Here is a 16,286-nt window from a genome sequence, read left to right as displayed (position 1 = left end):
TTAGTTGATTTTTAATTGGTATTTATGTAGGGTTTCGTTGTTGTAAATATACAAGGTTTCGTTGGTTACAAAAAACTGATTTATCAACAAATTTGGAAGTACAATAGGAACAATGGTTCCTGTATTTTTTTTCAAATAAAATAAATTGTTGTCTTTTTTAAATATAATATTTTCGTTATCTAAAGCAATTGATTGATGCCCGTTGTTTTTCATTTTTTTTAAAAGATTTCCAAAATAATCATACACAAATAAATGGGTTTTAGTAAGCACCCAACAGTAATTATAATTGCTTTTTATATCTAAAACAGTGCTTTTAATTGGTAAAGTTTGTGCGCGGGTGGTATTGGTTTTATAGTCAAAAAGTTCTAATTGCTGTGTGTTTTCATTAAAAACCCAAAGAGTATTGTCTGAACCCGTAGCAATATGTGATACGTTTTTATAATCTGAAAGGGTATTGAAATCTATTTTAAATATTTCTGCTAACCGATTATCTAAAATCAAAACAGTATTAAAGTCTTTATAAAAAATATTGATTTTTAACGGGTTGAATGTGTTCACAGAAGTAATGGTGCCCAATTGAAAGTTGCTATAACCAATATCTATACCTTTGGTTTCGCTACTATGCTTGAAAAGTACATTGTCTAAAATATAAAACGTGGTATCAAAATTATTCGTGCTTACAAAAGCATCGGCATCTAGTTTGGTTTTTTCAATCAATGAAGCTTCAATATATTCTTGAGAACTAACAGAAAACGAAAGAAAAAAAAGTAAGTAAAAAAAGTGTTTCATAGTGGTGCGAAAAATACAAAATTTAATAAAATAATTCAGGCATTCACTATATATTAGTTAATTTAAGGAACACTTTAATGGTTTTTATATTAAACCAATTATGTTTTTTGAAGTCTAAATAATTTAAATTATAATTTTTAACTCTAAAAAGTCAGCCTTTTATGAAACGTCATTATATTAAAATAAGTATTATTTGTTTTGTGTTTTTTGCCTCTCCTTTGTCATTCGCTCAAAAAGAATTTCAAGGAAAAGCCTATTATGAATCTAAGACTACTGTTGATATGAACAATTTTGGAGGTGGAGATATGAGCGATGAACGCAGAAAACAAATAGCAGACCGTATGAGAAGTAGGCTTGAAAAAACATTTGTATTAACGTTTAATCAATCAGAATCTTTTTATAAAGAAGAAGAAAACCCCAATGCTTCAGGTGGAGGAGGTCGATGGGGAGCTATGTTGGGTAGTTTTACAGGAGGACCACAATATAAAGACATTAAAAATAAATTGCTTTTACAAGAGCAAGAGTTTTTTGGAAAACAATTTTTAATTAAAGATTCGTTGCCCAAGTTTAATTGGAAAATGGAAGGAGAAACAAAACAAATAGGTCAATATACTTGTTTTAAAGCCACAGTAAAAAAAACGGTTGATGCGACAGATTTTACAAGTTTTAGAAGACCACAAAACAACGAAGAAGAAACTGCTCCAACAACCAAAGAAATAGAAATTGTAGCATGGTATACCATGCAGATTCCTGTAAACTTAGGTCCTGATGATTATTGGGGGCTTCCTGGCTTGATTTTAGAAGTTAATGCAGATAGAACCATTATTTATTGTTCTAAAATTATATTAAACCCAGAAATAAAAGACGCTATTATAGCACCTTCAAAAGGAAAAGAAGTTTCTAGAACGGAATATGATGCTATTGTAAAAAAGAAAACTGCTGAAATGCGAGAAAGTTACAGAATGAGGGAAGGACAGAGAGGAAATTAATCGAATTTTTTAATTGTATTCAATAAATAGATTTGAGTCTTTCATTTAAATTTAAACATGAAATATTTGAAGGTTTGCCACATGGATAGGTTAGTTCTATTTTAGTTTTTAAATCTGCTTTCAAATGGTCATTTCCCAGATAAATTCAACTTCAAATAAATTATTCAATTATAAAAGGGTAATTATTTATTATATAAAATGTATTGTAAAATAGGTCATTTTTATTTTGCATAGTTGCTAAACTATAATATATTTGCGCTCGGTTTTGGGGAGATACTCAAGCGGCCAACGAGGGCAGACTGTAAATCTGCTGACTACGTCTTCGCAGGTTCGAATCCTGCTCTCCCCACAAAAACAAAAGAGTCTGCATTTATGCAGACTCTTTTGTTTTTTTAAGTAATCAACACTTTTTTATTAAAAACATCCTTGAAAATAAATAAAATTTTTATGGTTGCAAAAGCATTTTTTTTTGTATCTATATGGTTTAATTTTAATCACTTAATAGTATTTTACCACTCGTTCTTTTTAAAAATATAACCAATTAAACCATACAAATGCTAAAACTAATTATTCTTAGAAAAACCTTCCTGTTAATTTGCTTGTTTTATGCTGTGTTCAGTAATAGTCAGAATAGTCAGGTTTCAGAAAATAAGGTCTTAATTGAAATTGAATCTCCAATGAGTCCTCCAACATGGGCTTTACTTGAGCAGGAGTTGCTAAAAGCAAATACTGCTGCATGTAAAGAGTTCTTTAATAAATATTTTGATGAGCGTGGGTATTTAATGGCAGTAGAACGGTGGGGAGGAAATGATGGACCTGATGATGCCATAGAAAATGTGGCCGATTGGCCTACTCTTCATATGTTAGGAGCCTCAGATGATATTTTAATCTTATATAAAAAAGCATGGGAAGGTCATCTTCGCCAGTATACAGAAGCTAAAACAGTAGATGTGCCATTCGCTCGCGAAGGGATGTATTATAAAGAGTTTCCAGTAATGATGGATTGGATGCATAATGGAGAAGGATTAAGAGTTTTTAACTTACAAGGACTTTCTGATCCTTATGATATTGATTACCAGAAAAGGGTGAGGCGTTTTGCAGGGTTTTATATGAACGAAGATGTAGAAGCGAATAACTATGATCCTGAATATAAGATTATAAAAAGTATGTTTAATGGAAGTAAAGGGCCCTTAATGCGTAAAGCTACTAGTCTAGATTGGGCAGGTGACCCAATTCAAATAAAAAACCGTTTCAAAGCAGGGCATGGTGAGAGTACTTACGAAGAGATGTTAGAGCACTTTAAGGATTATACGGATATCATTGGGGATCACCCCCAAAATATGAGTGCCACAACATTAGCAGTAAATGCATTTATGCTTACTGGTGAATCAAAATATAGAGAATGGTTATTGGAATATGTTGATGCATGGTTGGACAGAACAAAGGCAAACAATGGTATAATACCAAGTAATATTGGATTAGATGGAACCATTGGAGGCTCAGCAAATGGAAAATGGTATGGTAGTACTTACGGTTGGGGATTTTCACCTATAGTGCCGCAAACAGGGAAAGTACAACACCGTACGCGTGTGTATAGAGGCATTATAGGTTTTTGTAATGCCGTACTTCTAACAGGTGATTTGCGTTATATTAATGCTTGGGGAGATATGCTAGATAAAGTAAATTCTAATAATAAAAAAATAGATGGTAAGATACAGTACCCTCATATGTATGGAGATAATGGATGGTATGCTTTTAGCCCAGAACCTGTAAATTGGGGAGCATTAGATTGCTATTTTTTTACATGTTCGTCTAAAGACAGGGCTCGCTTAGGCAAAAATAATTGGATTTCTTTTTTAGAAGGAGACAATCCTAATTATCCAGAAGAGATATTACGTAGGGATTTAGATAGAATTCGTAATAAGTATTCGAATATGTTAAAGGATGATTCTACACCTGATACACGTTTAGCAGATGATCCAATGAAATATAATCCCGCAACCGTTGATGCGCTCCGCGAACTTATGCTGGCAGGGTTAGACCCAGGTAGAGGTGGAGCTCCGCTTCATTCGCGTTTACGTTATTTTGACTCTGTAAATCGTCGGGCAGGAATTCCATCAGATACAGCAGCCTTAATTGATGAAATGACAGCAGACCACGTTGCCGTTACTCTAATAAATCTAAATCAAATTGAATCAAGAGAATTAGTGGTTCAAACAGGAGCATATGCAGAGCATCAATGTCTCTATGTTGAAATTAATGATAAACAGATTCCTATCAATCAATCGAGTTTCACAATACACTTATTACCTGGAACAGGCACTCGTTTGGTTATTAAAACGAAGCGTTATGTAAATAAACCTACTCTAAAGTTTCCTTGGGATATTGATACAGTTGTTTTAAAATAATTATTATGAATACAGAAGGAATAAGAATGAAAAAAATATTTTACAGTGGTTTGTTTTGCATATTATTATATAGTTTCCCATCTTTTAAAATAAGTGCACAACAAACCGATAATGAACTGCAAGATCGTGATATCAAAAATGACGATGGTTTTGTGTACATCTTTGATGGTAAAACTTTAGAACATTGGGAAGGAGATCCCGTTTATTGGCGAGTTGAAAACGGTAATTTGGTGGGGGAAATCACTCCCGAAACTATTTTAAAGACTAATAGTTTTATTATTTGGCAAGGTGGTCAACCTCATGATTTTGAATTGATGTTGGAATATCGGATTTCTGCTGTAGGTAATAGTGGCATCAATTACAGAAGTGAACGTTTAACTGATGTTCCTTTTGCTTTACGGGGATATCAGGCAGATATTGATGGGAGGAATAGATATACGGGACAAAATTATGAAGAGAGAAAAAGGACTACTTTGGCGTATCGTGGTGAAAAAGTTAGAATTGAAAATATAGAAAAAGTAGTTGATTTAAAATCAAATATTGAAAATAATTGTTGGCAAATTAGAGACGTGATTGATTCTTTAGGCCAAATAAACTCTCTTAAATTAAAGATTAAGGATAATGATTGGAATCAAGTTCATCTTGTGGTTAAAGGAAACAGATTACTGCACTATGTTAATAATGTTTTGATGAGTGATGTGACCGATAACGATTCCATTAACCAAACTTTTTCTGGTTATTTAGGGGTGCAGGTTCATACGGGACCACCTATGAAAGTGGAATATCGAAATATTAAGCTGAAAAATCTGTAATTATAAGATTGATTTTATTTTAATTATTTTGTCCAACGCTGTTTACTTCAATCCAGTAACCATTTGGGTCTTGGAAAAAAACCTGTTTTATACCATCAGCTCTAATATTTACTGTATTTGGGGTTCCAGGCCAGTCAGAATAAGTTATATTCATTGATTTAAGTTTCTTTAAAAATGAATCAAAATTGGATGTTGTTACCGCCATATGGACCGCTTTGGTTACTGTAATTTCTCCTTCATAATCTGAAATCAAATGTAATTCTTTTCCTTCGCTTAGTGAGAGCCATCGCCTGCTTGCTTTCTTAGTTTTATTTGTAATTTCTTTAAGATTTAATGTATTCATGTAAAATTCAGCAGATTGATTAAGGTCTTTTACAGACAGCGCTACATGATTAAAAACGACTGAGAAATCAGATTTGTTTTGACTAATTGATACCATATAAATATGGGTTAAAAAAAGGAATAAGATTATTTTTTTCATTGGTGTATGTGTTTCATTTAAGCTTTTCTTTAAAAAAGGCGATCGTTCTGTCCCAAGCTAAAGTAGCTGCTTTTTCATCATAGCGCGGTGTGGTATTGTTATGAAATCCGTGGTTTACATCGGGGTAAAAATGTGCGGTGTACTCTATATTGTTTGCTTTTAAAACCTCTTGGTAAGCTGGCCAACCTTCATTAACCCGGATATCTAAACCGGCATATTGCAAGAGTAAAGGCGTCTTTATTTGTGCAGCTTCTTCAGCAGTTGGTTGCCCACCATAAAAAGGAACAGCAGCCAATAATTTTGGTAGTTTAACCGCCATCATATTGGAAATCCAGCCACCAAAGCAAAACCCAACTACACCAATTTTTCCGTTACAGTTTTCATGGTTACTTAAATAATGAAAGGCAGCAATAAAATCTTCAAGCATGTCGTTTCGGTCACGTTTACGTTGCATTTCACGGCCATCATCATCGTTTCCAGGATATCCACCTAAAGGCGACAAGGCATCGGGAGCTAAGGAAATAAAACCATCAATAGCTGTACGTCTGCCCACATCTTCAATATAAGGGTTTAAACCTCTATTTTCATGTACTACTATAACACCGGGTAATTTTCCAGTGGTGTTATCGGGCATGGACAATAAGCCTATTATAGTGCCGCCACCTTTGGGCGATTCGTAGTTAATATACTTTGATTCTAAACGTTCATCATCTGGTTTTACCAATAGTGTATTGATATAATCTGGAGTTATAAAACTTAATAAAGACGACACGGTTAAGCCACCAACGGCATAAACGGATAATTTTTCAACAAATTGGCGCCTGTCAATTTTATTATGGGCATAATAGTCGTACAAATCAAATATTTCTTGACTGATATCTTCTTTGGTGAGTTTTTTCATGGCCTATGTTTTTAAATTTCAGTATTATAGCCCTAAGTTATTTAAAAAATCCCAAACTCGTTTACTAAGCAGCTCATTTTGTTCTTCATTAAACTTACCGTGCACACCTTCTGGAATGGTTAGAAATTCGGTTTTAACACCGTTGGCTTTTAATTTTTCATGTAGCGCTACAGATTGGGGATAAGGAACAATTGGGTCTGCATCACCATGAACGATAAAAGTGGGTGGACTTTGTTTGCTTATATTATAAAGTGGTGACACCGATTCTACAAAATTTTGATTGTTATAGTTAGTACCCAGCCAGTTTTTTGCCGACTTCCATTTTGTTAGTGGAAGTAAATCTGTAACACCGTATTTATCAATAATGGCAGCTATTTTAATGTTGCCTTCGTAACTACAATTGGTATCAAAGCGTTTGTTGTTTCCTAATAAACCAGCCATAAGTGCCAAATGTCCACCAGATGAACCGCCCATAATAACAATTTTATTCGTGTCGATGTTTAACGCTTCTGCATTTTTAATGATATATATTAAAGCACATCGTACATCTTCGATAGCGGCAGGGGCAGGAGTAACATCTACCAAACGGTATTCAACATTTGCCACGGCATAACCATTTTTAAACCATGAGCCAAAACCAGTTTGCGATTCTTTTTCACCATGATTCCAACCACCACCGTGAATATTAATAATAATAGGCGTAGGTGTTTTTGCTGTTGGGTTTGTGTAAAAATCCATACGACCATTCCAACCATTTACTTGTGTGTAAATAACATCTATTTGACTTTTATAGCCCTTAGGGAAATTTACAGGTTTAAAGGTGTTTTCTTGTGAAAATGTATTGCTTATAATGATAAGACTAAAAATTATAAAAAGAAGCAGCTGTCTCATCTGTTGAAATGAGTGTTTATTAAGAGTATTATAGCCCTAAGTTATTTAAAAATTTCCAAATACTTTTGCTTAAAAGAATGTTTTGCTTTTTAGTAAAGTTTCCGTGTCTACCTTTTTTAATAGTTAAAAGTCTAGTTTTAACCTTATAGGCTTTCAGCCTTTTATAGAGTATTATAGATTGTTTGTAAGGCACGATAGGATCTGCATCGCCATGGGCTATAAAAATAGGTGGACTGTTTTGCGACACATAGTTTATGGGAGATACAGTTTTTACAAATTCGGCATCTATGTTATTTAACCCCAACCAATCTCTTGGAGAGTTTCTATAAGCAAGAGGTGTTAAATCGGTTACGCCATATTTATTAATAATGGCAGCTACTTTTATGCGTTCGGAGTTTGGGCAATTACTATCAAAACTCCTATTGTTGCCCAATAAACCAGCCATAAGCGCCAAATGGCCGCCAGCAGACCCTCCCATAATAACAATTTTGGAGGGATCTATATTTAAGGCTTTGGCGTGTTTATAAATGTATAGGAGGGCACAACGCACATCTTCAATAGCAGCAGGTGCTGGAGCTACATCTACTAATCGGTAAGCTACATTGGCAACGGCATACCCACGACTAAAAAATGTGTCAAGTCCTGTTTGAGATTCTTTTTGTCCACTTTTCCATCCACCTCCGTGTATATTAATCACTACGGGTGTTGGGTTGGTGGCGTTAGGGTTTGTAAATATATCCATGTAGCCTTTCCAATTACCTTCTTGGGTATAAATAACATCAATTTCTGCCGTATACTCTTCAGGATAATCAACAGATGTATATTCTTTTTCTTGAGAAAACAGTAAGTGTGTATAGCTAAAAAAAGCCATGATAAGCATATAATACTTCATAATTCAGTAGCTATATATTAAATACTTTATTTAAAAAAAATTCAATACTTTCTTGATTGGCGCGTATTAATTCGGCGCAGGCATTTTTAATGTCTCGTGGTTTTTTGTCTTGCGAAAGTTTGAATTTTCCTTCCCAAGCGTCAATAGTTATTTCAAACATCTCAATATAATCTAAAGAACCTAGCATGCGTTGGTTGTTGGGTTCTAAAACGTATTTATGCTCTGGAGCTTCTAAAAACGCGGTCATTGTAATAATCGAATCTTTTAAAGCTTCTTTACTTTCTATAGCATTAACCGTGCCTTTTAGGTGTACTTTAATGTAATTCCATGTGGGTAATTGCGTAGTGGTATAAATACTTGGTGATATATAACATTGCGGACCCGAAAATATAACAGTAACCAAATTACTGTTTTTTAATAAAGCTGCTTGGGGATTCTGCTTATCTATATGCCCAATTAATTTGCCAACTTCGTTATAAATTAAAGGTAAATGTGAAATGAAAGGGGTGTTGTTTTTCACTGAAATTACAGTAGCTAAAGGGTAAGTTTTTATCACACTTACCATGTGGTTTATGTCATTGTCTTGATGTATTTTTGGTGGATAATTCAATTGAATTTACAATTTTAGATTTACGAATTACGGTTTTTAAAATTACAATATTTATCTTTACTTTATGCAAGAAAAACAAGCCTCGTTTTCAATAAAAAATTGGAGTCAAGACGACCAACCGCGAGAAAAATTACTCTATAAAGGAAAGGCAACTTTAAGTGATGCCGAATTAGTGGCCATTTTAATTGGTTCGGGAAACAGGGGCGAAAGTGCTGTAGGTTTATGCAAGCGCATTTTAGCAAGTGTAGAAAATAACCTAAGTGAATTGGGTAAGCTATCTATCAAACAACTTATGGAATTTAAAGGTATTGGTGAAGCTAAAGCCATTACCATTGCTGCCGCTTTAGAGTTAGGGCGTAGAAGGCGTGGAGAAGAAGCTTTAGAAAAGAAGAAAATAACCTCAAGTAAATCGGTTTTTGAGTTGATGCAACCCGTTATTGGCGAACTGCAACACGAAGAATTCTGGATAGTTTATTTAAACAATTCGAATAAAGTCATTCAAAAAAATCAATTAAGTAAAGGTGGTATTACGGGTACTTTGGTGGATGTGCGTTTGGTACTTAAAAATGCTTTGGAAGTTGGGGCAACTGGACTTGTTTTGGCGCATAACCACCCATCAGGGACACTAAAACCTAGTGAAGCCGACAAGCAAATTACCACTAAGCTAAAAATGGCAGCAGAAAGTTTAGATATAAAAGTATTAGACCATTTAATTATAACCGAAAATGCATACTTTAGTTTTGCCGATGAAGGTATTTTATAATCATTAAATTTTAAACCTGCTTGCTGTTACTGAAAACTGACAACTCATTTTATGCTTTTAGTTTATACACATAATATTACCCCACGCTTAAAGTATGTTTTTAAGCATATCTGTACACGAATTTTGGGTGTTGAAGTGTCTTTTACTACAAAGATTGAAGAGTTTATTGCGCACGATAGTTTAAAAATTTCATACACTAAACAGCAACTTAGTAATGAGTTCTTTATTAAGAGCCATGATATTTTGTTTGAACAAGGTTTAAATGATATTGAAATTCATGTTCAAAATTGGGGGCACACAAAATGTTTCTTTTTTAATGGTGAAAAAAGTGCCATTTCTTTCGATATTTTTGCAGCATCTTTCTACTTGCTTTCTAGGTACGAAGAATATTTACCCCATGTAAAGGATGATTTTGGCCGCTTTTTAGCAACAGAAAGTATTGCTTTTAAACATGGGTTTTTGCACCAACCCGTTATAGATATTTGGGCTTATAAATTTAAAGAATCCTTACAGGAGCAATTTCCAGAATTTGAATTCCCTGAAAAGGAATATGGTATTAAACCTATAATAGATGTGCCAAGTCCCTATCATTTTAAATTGAAAGGAGTTATGCGAAGTTTTGGAGGCATCGTTAAAGATATCTTTAAATTCGAGTTTAAAAGCTTGTACAATAGGTTTATGGTAATTTTTAATTTAAAGCATGACCCTTACGATACTTTTAAATATATTATCAATAAGCAAAAGCAAAGCAAATTTAAATTTTTGTTTTTCTTTTTAATTGGCGATTTTTCAACCTACGATAAAGGCATTAACCCCAATAAAAAGAAATTTGTGTCGCTTATTAAACATGTTGCCGATTATTGCGAAGTAGGTTTGAAAACATCATTTTTTGCTATCGACGATTTTTCAATTTTGAAAAAGGAAAAACTTAAAATGGAAGATATTTTAAATACAGCACTAAAAGCATCTCGACAATCGTTTTCAAAATTAAACCTGCCAGAATCCTACAGAAATCTTATAGAGCTTGAAATATTAGAAGATTACACTATGGGTTATGTTAATCAAATTGGCTTTAGGGCAGGCTCCTGTACGCCTTTTTTCTTTTATGATTTAGATTATGAAATTCAAACGCCTTTAAAGGTTCATTCCTATCATGTTATGGATTACGTCTTGTTAAAAAATCAATCGTTATTAGACAAAAAGAAAACTTTAAATAACGTTATAAATGAAGTAAAGCAGGTAAATGGGGAGTTTATTCCGGTGTTTCATAATTATACCTTTAGCGATATAGAACGCTGGAAAGGTTTTAAGGAATTGTTTAATATTATTTTAGAGTCTGGAAATGAAACGAGTATGTAAAATAGCTGATGATTTAATTGAGTTATTAATAGAGAACGGCATGCGACCTTTAAAAAACAATAAAATACACATATGAAAATCAGTGGTATTACCGATGTGTTTTTCGATTTAGACCATACACTGTGGGATTTTGATAAGAATTCTGAACTAGCATTCGATAAAATTTTTAAAATGAATGCTATAGCTATTGATTTGAAGGAATTTTTATCGCATTACCACGAGATCAATTTTCAGTATTGGAAACTTTATAGAGACGCAAAAATTGATAAGGAAGTATTGCGTTTTGGGCGTTTAAAAGATACTTTTGTGGCAGCCAATTTGCATATTGAAGATGCTATGATTCGGATATTATCAACAGATTATATTACCTATCTTACAGATAATAATTACTTGTTTGATAACACTATTGAAATTCTAGATTATCTAAGTTTAAAATATAACCTACACATACTATCTAACGGGTTTGAAGAAGTGCAATCTAAAAAACTAATAAAATCGAACATTCACCATTATTTTAAAACCATTACCAATGGGGAAGATATTGGTGTTAAAAAGCCGCATCCTGAAATTTTTCATTATGCAGTTAAAAGAGCCGAAACGCAAATAAGTAGAAGTATTATGATTGGTGATGGCTATGAAGCCGATATTGAAGGCGCTATAAATGTTGGAATGGATGTTATTTATTTCGATACCAATAATATGAACATTGAAACAAACGTTAAACAAATTAGTGGGTTAATAGAAATAAAAAAATATTTATAAAGTGTATCTTTACAAACACTGTTAAACTATATATTAAATAAAAATGAAGCTTAAATATATCGCAATACTTATTACATGTTTAATTTCCATAAGCATGTTTTCCCAAACTAATTTAAACAATTATAAGTACGTTATTGTACCTAATAAATATGATTTTTTAAAGGAAAGCGACCAATATCAGTTAAACTCATTAACAGAATTTTTGTTTAATAAATATGGGTTTGTAGCATTGATGGAGGGGTCAAATTACCCTGAAGATGTTATTAGAAACAGATGTTTGGCATTAAAATCTAATTTGCTGAAAGATGCAGGCATGTTCAAAACCAAGTTAGCTGTAGAACTTAAAAACTGTAACGACCAAGTGGTTTATACATCAGAGATGGGAGAAAGTAGAGAGAAAGAATACCAACGCGCTTACAGCGAAGCGTTGAGAGACGCTTTTAAATCTATTGAAGCACTTGGTTATAAGTACGAGCCTAGTGCTAATAGCAGCGTAGCAGTTTTACAAGAAATTGAAACCACAAGTGAAGTTTCTAAAGAAATACAACAATTAAGAGAAGAAATTCAAAATCTAAAAAAGGAAAAGGAAATAGCTTTAGTTGAAAAAGTAGAACCAAAGATTGGAACTGTTACTCAAGTTCCTGTAAAAGAAGCGGTAGTAGAAGAAGTTGTTAATACCAATACACCTGTTGTAAAAGAATTGGCATCGGGTGTTTTATATGCCCAAGCTATAGAAAATGGGTTTCAGTTAGTAGATAGTACACCTAAGGTGGTTTATAAAATTAAAAAAACAAGTATTCCAGATGTGTATTTGGTAGAAGGTAAAAATGCTACTTTATATAAAAAAGATACTGATTGGATATTAGAGTACTATGAGAATAATGTTTTAAAACAAGATATTCTAAATATTAAATTCTAAGGTTTATTTGAAAGGTGAAGCCTGCGTTAGGGATTACTCATGCATTTTATTTTGATAAATTTGAAATCGTGAATGCTCCGCATTTGTAGTGTAAATCCTTTTTGTGAGGCCACAAGCAAAAAGACTGTAACGAAAAGCCCGACCCTTGCGGTAACGCCCTAATACCCATATTTGTCTTTCCAACGCTGTTTTAAGAAATCTCGATGTGCGTTTTCACGTGCGTTATTTCCTGGGTCGTAAAGTTTAGTGTTTTTTACGGTATTGGGCATAAACTCCTGGTTCGCAAAATTATTTTCGTAATTGTGTGCGTATTGATAATTTTCGCCATACCCCAATTCTTTCATGAGTTTTGTGGGTGCATTTCTAATATCTAAAGGCACTGATAAATCGCCTGTTTCCCGTACCAATTGTTGGGCTTTCCCAATAGCCGTATAAGCGGCGTTGCTTTTGGGCGAACAGGCTAAATATGTTGCACATTGGCTCAATAAAATCCTAGATTCGGGGTAGCCAATAGCAGAAACCGCTTGAAAGGTATTGTTGGCAATAACCAGCGCTGTAGGGTTTGCATTTCCAATATCCTCACTTGCTGAAATAAGTAACCGGCGGGCTATAAATTTCACGTCTTCACCACCTTCTATCATGCGGGCTAGCCAATACACAGCGGCATTTGGATCGCTACCACGAATCGATTTTATAAATGCCGAAATAATATCGTAATGTTGCTCGCCTGTTTTGTCGTATCTAACTGTGTTGTTTTGAATTTTTTTAAGAACGCTTTCATCTGTAATTTCAATTGCATTACCGCTTTCTGAATTCACAATCAATTCAAAAATATTAAGCAGCTTTCTAGCATCACCACCCGAAAGTCTTAAAAGAGCGGTCGTTTCCTTTAGCGTTATATCTTTTTTAGATAAAGAATCATCATTTTCAATAGCACGCTTTAAAAGCGTCTCTAAATCGCTTTTATCAAAAGCATTTAAAATATAAACTTGGCAGCGCGATAAGAGTGCAGGAATTACCTCAAAACTGGGGTTTTCGGTAGTAGCGCCAATTAAAGTTACCCATCCCTTTTCAACCGCTTGCAATAATGAATCTTGTTGCGATTTACTAAACCTATGTATTTCGTCAATAAATAAAATGGGGTTTTTAGTAGTAAATAAGCCACCGCTTTGTTTCGCCTTATCTATAATGTCCCTAATATCTTTAACACCAGAATTTATAGCGCTCAACGCATAAAATGGTCTGCCAGATTGGGAAGCAATAATGTTTGCCAACGTAGTTTTACCAGTACCTGGTGGCCCCCATAAAATCATCGACGGAATCAGTCCTTGCTTTATATGCCGTGTTAACGCACCATTTTTTCCCACCAAATGCGTTTGGCTCACATAATCATCCAAGGTTTTTGGGCGTAATCGTTCTGCTAAAGGTTCGTTCATAATGTAAAATTAATTAATTCCTGTGAAAACAGGAATCTCATTCCTATTTAGTTTTGATTATGGGCGTGTCCCCGAAAAAGGGGGCGGGTTTTACGCTATATCTTTTTTTCGTGCCTCAAAAAAGGATGCCGCTTCAACCCCTTACGCGGTGCTTACCTGTCATTTTAGCACAAAATCAAAAGTTGGAGAACTATTTGCTATCTTTAATTCTATGAAAAATCAAGACCATTTTAAGTTTTCAACAGGAGTTATAGCTTATCCTATTTTTTTTGCGCTTGTTATTTGGTTGGTGTTTTGGTTCGAAGTCCGTTTTGCATTTAACTTTAGTACATATGGCATTTATCCACAATCGTTAAAAGGGTTGCGAGGTGTGGTTTTGAGTCCGTTTATTCATGGTACTATTCAACATCTGTATCATAATACTGTTCCATTATTTGTGTTGTCTATGGCTTTATTCTATTTCTATAGGCATATTGCTTGGAAAGTATTGGTCTTCGGTATTATAGTTTCTGGGTTTTTAACATGGTGTATTGGCAGACCATCCTACCATATTGGTGCCAGCGGACTCATTTACGTTTTGGTAAGTTTTATGTTTTTCAAAGGTGTATTTGCCAAACATTATAGACTTATTGCTTTGTCTTTATTAGTGGTTTTTCTCTACGGAAGTATGATTTGGTATGCGTTGCCATTAGAAGAAGGTGTTTCGTGGGAAGGGCATTTAGCAGGATTAATCACAGGGTTCTTGTTCGGATTAGTCTTTAAAAAATCCATCGCAAAGCCTGAAAAATATGTTTGGGAACAAAGTGATTTCAAAGAAGATGACGACCCATTTCTAAAACACTTTGATGAAAACGGAAATTTTATCGAAATTAAAGAACCTCAAATAGAGGAGGAGCCACCTACTGTAAATTATACGTTTAAAGAAAATAAAGAATAATTCTTAAATCGTAATTCGTTAATCAAAAATCTACCGTCTTTGTCTCACCGCTTCATATAAAAAGGCACCACAAGCCACCGATACATTTAAAGATTCAATCTCGCCAAGTAAAGGTAATTTAGCTTTAGTATCCACCACTTTTAAAATAGAAGGGTTAATACCTCTATCTTCCGACCCCATAATAATGGCACAAGGTTCTGCAAAAGAAACATCGTATACAGTATCATCAGTTTTCTCAGTTGCAGCAATAACTTTAATACCTGAAGATTGCATGTAAAAAACAGCATCTTTAATATGGTCTACCTTACAAATTGGTATTTTAAAAACAGCACCCGCGCTTGTTTTAATGGTGTCGCCATTTACTGGAGCACCTCCTTTTTTCTGAATAATGATGCCATTAACACCAGTACACTCGGCGGTACGGATAATTGCACCAAAATTACGAACATCACTCAATTGATCTAGAAGTAAGAATAAAGGTGTTTTTCCAGACTCTATAACGTTCATGACAAGTGTTTCCAAATCATGAAATTCTATAGGAGAAATTTGTGCAACAGCCCCTTGGTGGTTTTTATTGGTTAGTCTGTTTAATTTCTCAACGGGTACATATGATACGTTTATAGAATTTCTGTTAAGTAAAGATTCTAATTCACTAAAAAGCTCACCTTTTAGCCCTTTTTGCAGAAATACTTTATCAATAGTTTCACCAGCATTTATGGCTTCAATAACGGCACGTATGCCAAAAATTTGTGTTTGGTTTTCCATGTGGTAAATGTATAAAAAAACCGAAGAAAATAATTTCTTCGGTTTATAATTTATTGGGTTACATTTATTTTTAATGGTCGTCTTCTAAGAAACCAGTTCTTTTGTAACCGGCTACTTGATAAATTGTTCCAGGGTCATCTGAAAATTCCACATTAAATGAAATGCTATCAACCACAGTACCACTAGGTGCAACAGTGCCTTTTTTAATTATTATGCCATTAGTTATGTCTAATGTAGAAGAATCGTACTCATTCTCTAATTGACTTCCATTAAAAGTCAATGAGCTTAAATTTATATTAGCTTTAACTTTTGAAGGCCATAATTCATGATCGTCAAACCACATTTGGGTTCCGTTATTAGCAGCAGTGTTATAGGTGGAAAATTGATAATAACCTATACCATATATATCACTACCATCTACCAATAATTTAACATACCAATCTCCAGCCATTTCTACAGTAGCAGTTGCTCCTGGATCTGGATCTCCACCTTCATCACAAGAGGTAATGAATAAGCTTACAGTAAACAGTAGTAAAGCTGTCTTTATTATATTTATGTTTTTCATAATTCTA

Annotated in this window: 17 protein-coding genes and 1 tRNA gene; 9 read left to right on the top strand and 9 right to left on the bottom strand. The window is 33.9% G+C overall.

From position 1 onward, the window contains the following. Complete coding sequence (locus tag VP395_RS03760) at window positions 1-789, bottom strand: hypothetical protein (protein ID WP_346240369.1); 789 nt, start codon at window positions 787-789, stop codon at window positions 1-3. 161 nt (window positions 790-950) lie between these two features. Between VP395_RS03760 and VP395_RS03755 the strand changes: the two genes are divergently transcribed. The 4 genes from VP395_RS03755 to VP395_RS03740 all read left to right on the top strand — a co-directional run bounded on the left by VP395_RS03755 (window position 951) and on the right by VP395_RS03740 (window position 4,998). After that, entirely contained in the window at window positions 951-1,778 is an 828-nt protein-coding gene (locus tag VP395_RS03755; RefSeq protein ID WP_346240368.1) for a GLPGLI family protein, read from the top strand. A gap of 267 nt (window positions 1,779-2,045) precedes the next feature. Continuing rightward, window positions 2,046-2,127: transfer RNA gene (locus VP395_RS03750), tRNA-Tyr, on the top strand. A 205-nt stretch (window positions 2,128-2,332) separates the two neighbouring features. After that, window positions 2,333-4,186: a DUF8034 domain-containing protein gene (locus VP395_RS03745; protein WP_346240367.1), complete on the top strand. Its 1,854-nt coding sequence runs from the start codon at window positions 2,333-2,335 to the stop codon at window positions 4,184-4,186. A 5-nt stretch (window positions 4,187-4,191) separates the two neighbouring features. Then, window positions 4,192-4,998: a 3-keto-disaccharide hydrolase gene (locus VP395_RS03740; RefSeq protein ID WP_346240365.1), complete on the top strand. Its 807-nt coding sequence runs from the start codon at window positions 4,192-4,194 to the stop codon at window positions 4,996-4,998. Between the two features lie 19 nt (window positions 4,999-5,017). Here the strand turns inward: VP395_RS03740 and VP395_RS03735 are convergent, their stop codons facing one another. From VP395_RS03735 to VP395_RS03715, 5 genes are read right to left on the bottom strand one after another with little or no spacing between them, the layout of a single operon-like run. Further along, window positions 5,018-5,479, bottom strand: a complete 462-nt coding sequence (locus VP395_RS03735) for a VOC family protein (RefSeq protein ID WP_346240363.1) — start codon at window positions 5,477-5,479, stop codon at window positions 5,018-5,020. A gap of 13 nt (window positions 5,480-5,492) precedes the next feature. Beyond that, window positions 5,493-6,380, bottom strand: a complete 888-nt coding sequence (locus tag VP395_RS03730; RefSeq protein WP_346240362.1) for a dienelactone hydrolase family protein — start codon at window positions 6,378-6,380, stop codon at window positions 5,493-5,495. A gap of 24 nt (window positions 6,381-6,404) precedes the next feature. After that, window positions 6,405-7,271: an alpha/beta hydrolase fold domain-containing protein gene (locus VP395_RS03725; protein ID WP_346240361.1), complete on the bottom strand. Its 867-nt coding sequence runs from the start codon at window positions 7,269-7,271 to the stop codon at window positions 6,405-6,407. A 28-nt stretch (window positions 7,272-7,299) separates the two neighbouring features. Beyond that, window positions 7,300-8,163, bottom strand: coding sequence for an alpha/beta hydrolase fold domain-containing protein (locus tag VP395_RS03720; protein WP_346240360.1), 864 nt, complete (start codon window positions 8,161-8,163; stop codon window positions 7,300-7,302). A 10-nt stretch (window positions 8,164-8,173) separates the two neighbouring features. Next, complete coding sequence (locus tag VP395_RS03715) at window positions 8,174-8,773, bottom strand: FMN-binding negative transcriptional regulator (RefSeq protein WP_346240359.1); 600 nt, start codon at window positions 8,771-8,773, stop codon at window positions 8,174-8,176. A gap of 64 nt (window positions 8,774-8,837) precedes the next feature. Between VP395_RS03715 and radC the strand changes: the two genes are divergently transcribed. The 4 genes from radC (at window position 8,838) to VP395_RS03695 (ending at window position 12,576) form a co-directional block, all read left to right on the top strand. Beyond that, window positions 8,838-9,536 (top strand): RadC family protein, encoded by a 699-nt coding sequence (gene radC / locus VP395_RS03710; RefSeq protein ID WP_346240358.1) that lies wholly within the window; start codon window positions 8,838-8,840, stop codon window positions 9,534-9,536. 51 nt (window positions 9,537-9,587) lie between these two features. After that, window positions 9,588-10,895 (top strand): polysaccharide deacetylase family protein, encoded by a 1,308-nt coding sequence (locus VP395_RS03705; protein ID WP_346240357.1) that lies wholly within the window; start codon window positions 9,588-9,590, stop codon window positions 10,893-10,895. 72 nt (window positions 10,896-10,967) lie between these two features. Beyond that, window positions 10,968-11,657 carry a YjjG family noncanonical pyrimidine nucleotidase gene (locus tag VP395_RS03700; RefSeq protein WP_346240356.1) on the top strand — a complete coding sequence of 230 codons (690 nt, stop codon included), beginning with the start codon at window positions 10,968-10,970 and terminating at the stop codon, window positions 11,655-11,657. A 94-nt stretch (window positions 11,658-11,751) separates the two neighbouring features. Beyond that, window positions 11,752-12,576: a hypothetical protein gene (locus VP395_RS03695; protein WP_346240355.1), complete on the top strand. Its 825-nt coding sequence runs from the start codon at window positions 11,752-11,754 to the stop codon at window positions 12,574-12,576. A 158-nt stretch (window positions 12,577-12,734) separates the two neighbouring features. On the opposite strand, the gene VP395_RS03690 is transcribed toward VP395_RS03695, so the two are convergent. Continuing rightward, on the bottom strand, window positions 12,735-14,012 hold the full coding sequence (locus tag VP395_RS03690) for a replication-associated recombination protein A (RefSeq protein WP_346240354.1): 1,278 nt from the start codon (window positions 14,010-14,012) through the stop codon (window positions 12,735-12,737). A gap of 22 nt (window positions 14,013-14,034) precedes the next feature. On the opposite strand from VP395_RS03690, the gene VP395_RS03685 reads away from it, so the two are divergent. Beyond that, window positions 14,035-14,949 carry a rhomboid family intramembrane serine protease gene (locus VP395_RS03685; RefSeq protein ID WP_346240353.1) on the top strand — a complete coding sequence of 305 codons (915 nt, stop codon included), beginning with the start codon at window positions 14,035-14,037 and terminating at the stop codon, window positions 14,947-14,949. A 30-nt stretch (window positions 14,950-14,979) separates the two neighbouring features. On the opposite strand, the gene rlmB is transcribed toward VP395_RS03685, so the two are convergent. Both rlmB and VP395_RS03675 read right to left on the bottom strand, forming a co-directional pair. Further along, window positions 14,980-15,714 carry a 23S rRNA (guanosine(2251)-2'-O)-methyltransferase RlmB gene (gene rlmB, locus VP395_RS03680; protein ID WP_346240352.1) on the bottom strand — a complete coding sequence of 245 codons (735 nt, stop codon included), beginning with the start codon at window positions 15,712-15,714 and terminating at the stop codon, window positions 14,980-14,982. Window positions 15,715-15,784: 70 nt separating this feature from the next. Continuing rightward, the gene (locus VP395_RS03675; protein ID WP_346240351.1) at window positions 15,785-16,279 is read right to left on the bottom strand and encodes a lipid-binding protein; all 495 of its coding nucleotides are present in this window, start codon (window positions 16,277-16,279) and stop codon (window positions 15,785-15,787) included. Window positions 16,280-16,286 lie beyond the last annotated feature (7 nt).

It is taken from the genome of Mariniflexile soesokkakense, from assembly GCF_039650365.1.
In the GTDB taxonomy this organism is placed as follows: Bacteria; Bacteroidota; Bacteroidia; order Flavobacteriales; family Flavobacteriaceae; genus Mariniflexile; species Mariniflexile soesokkakense.
The sequence above is the reverse complement of the archived record's forward strand: the minus strand, read 5'-3'. Positions and strand labels throughout refer to the sequence as shown.

Bases quoted from the DNA above. Each gene is read 5' to 3' on its own strand.
- VP395_RS03705 (WP_346240357.1), top strand. From the start codon at position 9,588: ATGCTTTTAGTTTATACACATAATATTACCCCACGCTTAAAGTATGTT.
- VP395_RS03725 (WP_346240361.1), bottom strand. From the start codon at position 7,271: ATGAGACAGCTGCTTCTTTTTATAATTTTTAGTCTTATCATTATAAGC.
- VP395_RS03745 (WP_346240367.1), top strand. From the start codon at position 2,333: ATGCTAAAACTAATTATTCTTAGAAAAACCTTCCTGTTAATTTGCTTG.
- VP395_RS03755 (WP_346240368.1), top strand. From the start codon at position 951: ATGAAACGTCATTATATTAAAATAAGTATTATTTGTTTTGTGTTTTTT.
- VP395_RS03730 (WP_346240362.1), bottom strand. From the start codon at position 6,380: ATGAAAAAACTCACCAAAGAAGATATCAGTCAAGAAATATTTGATTTG.
- VP395_RS03735 (WP_346240363.1), bottom strand. From the start codon at position 5,479: ATGAAAAAAATAATCTTATTCCTTTTTTTAACCCATATTTATATGGTA.
- VP395_RS03700 (WP_346240356.1), top strand. From the start codon at position 10,968: ATGAAAATCAGTGGTATTACCGATGTGTTTTTCGATTTAGACCATACA.
- VP395_RS03720 (WP_346240360.1), bottom strand. From the start codon at position 8,163: ATGAAGTATTATATGCTTATCATGGCTTTTTTTAGCTATACACACTTA.
- VP395_RS03695 (WP_346240355.1), top strand. From the start codon at position 11,752: ATGTTTTCCCAAACTAATTTAAACAATTATAAGTACGTTATTGTACCT.
- VP395_RS03675 (WP_346240351.1), bottom strand. From the start codon at position 16,279: ATGAAAAACATAAATATAATAAAGACAGCTTTACTACTGTTTACTGTA.
- VP395_RS03760 (WP_346240369.1), bottom strand. From the start codon at position 789: ATGAAACACTTTTTTTACTTACTTTTTTTTCTTTCGTTTTCTGTTAGT.
- radC (WP_346240358.1), top strand. From the start codon at position 8,838: ATGCAAGAAAAACAAGCCTCGTTTTCAATAAAAAATTGGAGTCAAGAC.
- VP395_RS03740 (WP_346240365.1), top strand. From the start codon at position 4,192: ATGAATACAGAAGGAATAAGAATGAAAAAAATATTTTACAGTGGTTTG.
- rlmB (WP_346240352.1), bottom strand. From the start codon at position 15,714: ATGGAAAACCAAACACAAATTTTTGGCATACGTGCCGTTATTGAAGCC.
- VP395_RS03690 (WP_346240354.1), bottom strand. From the start codon at position 14,012: ATGAACGAACCTTTAGCAGAACGATTACGCCCAAAAACCTTGGATGAT.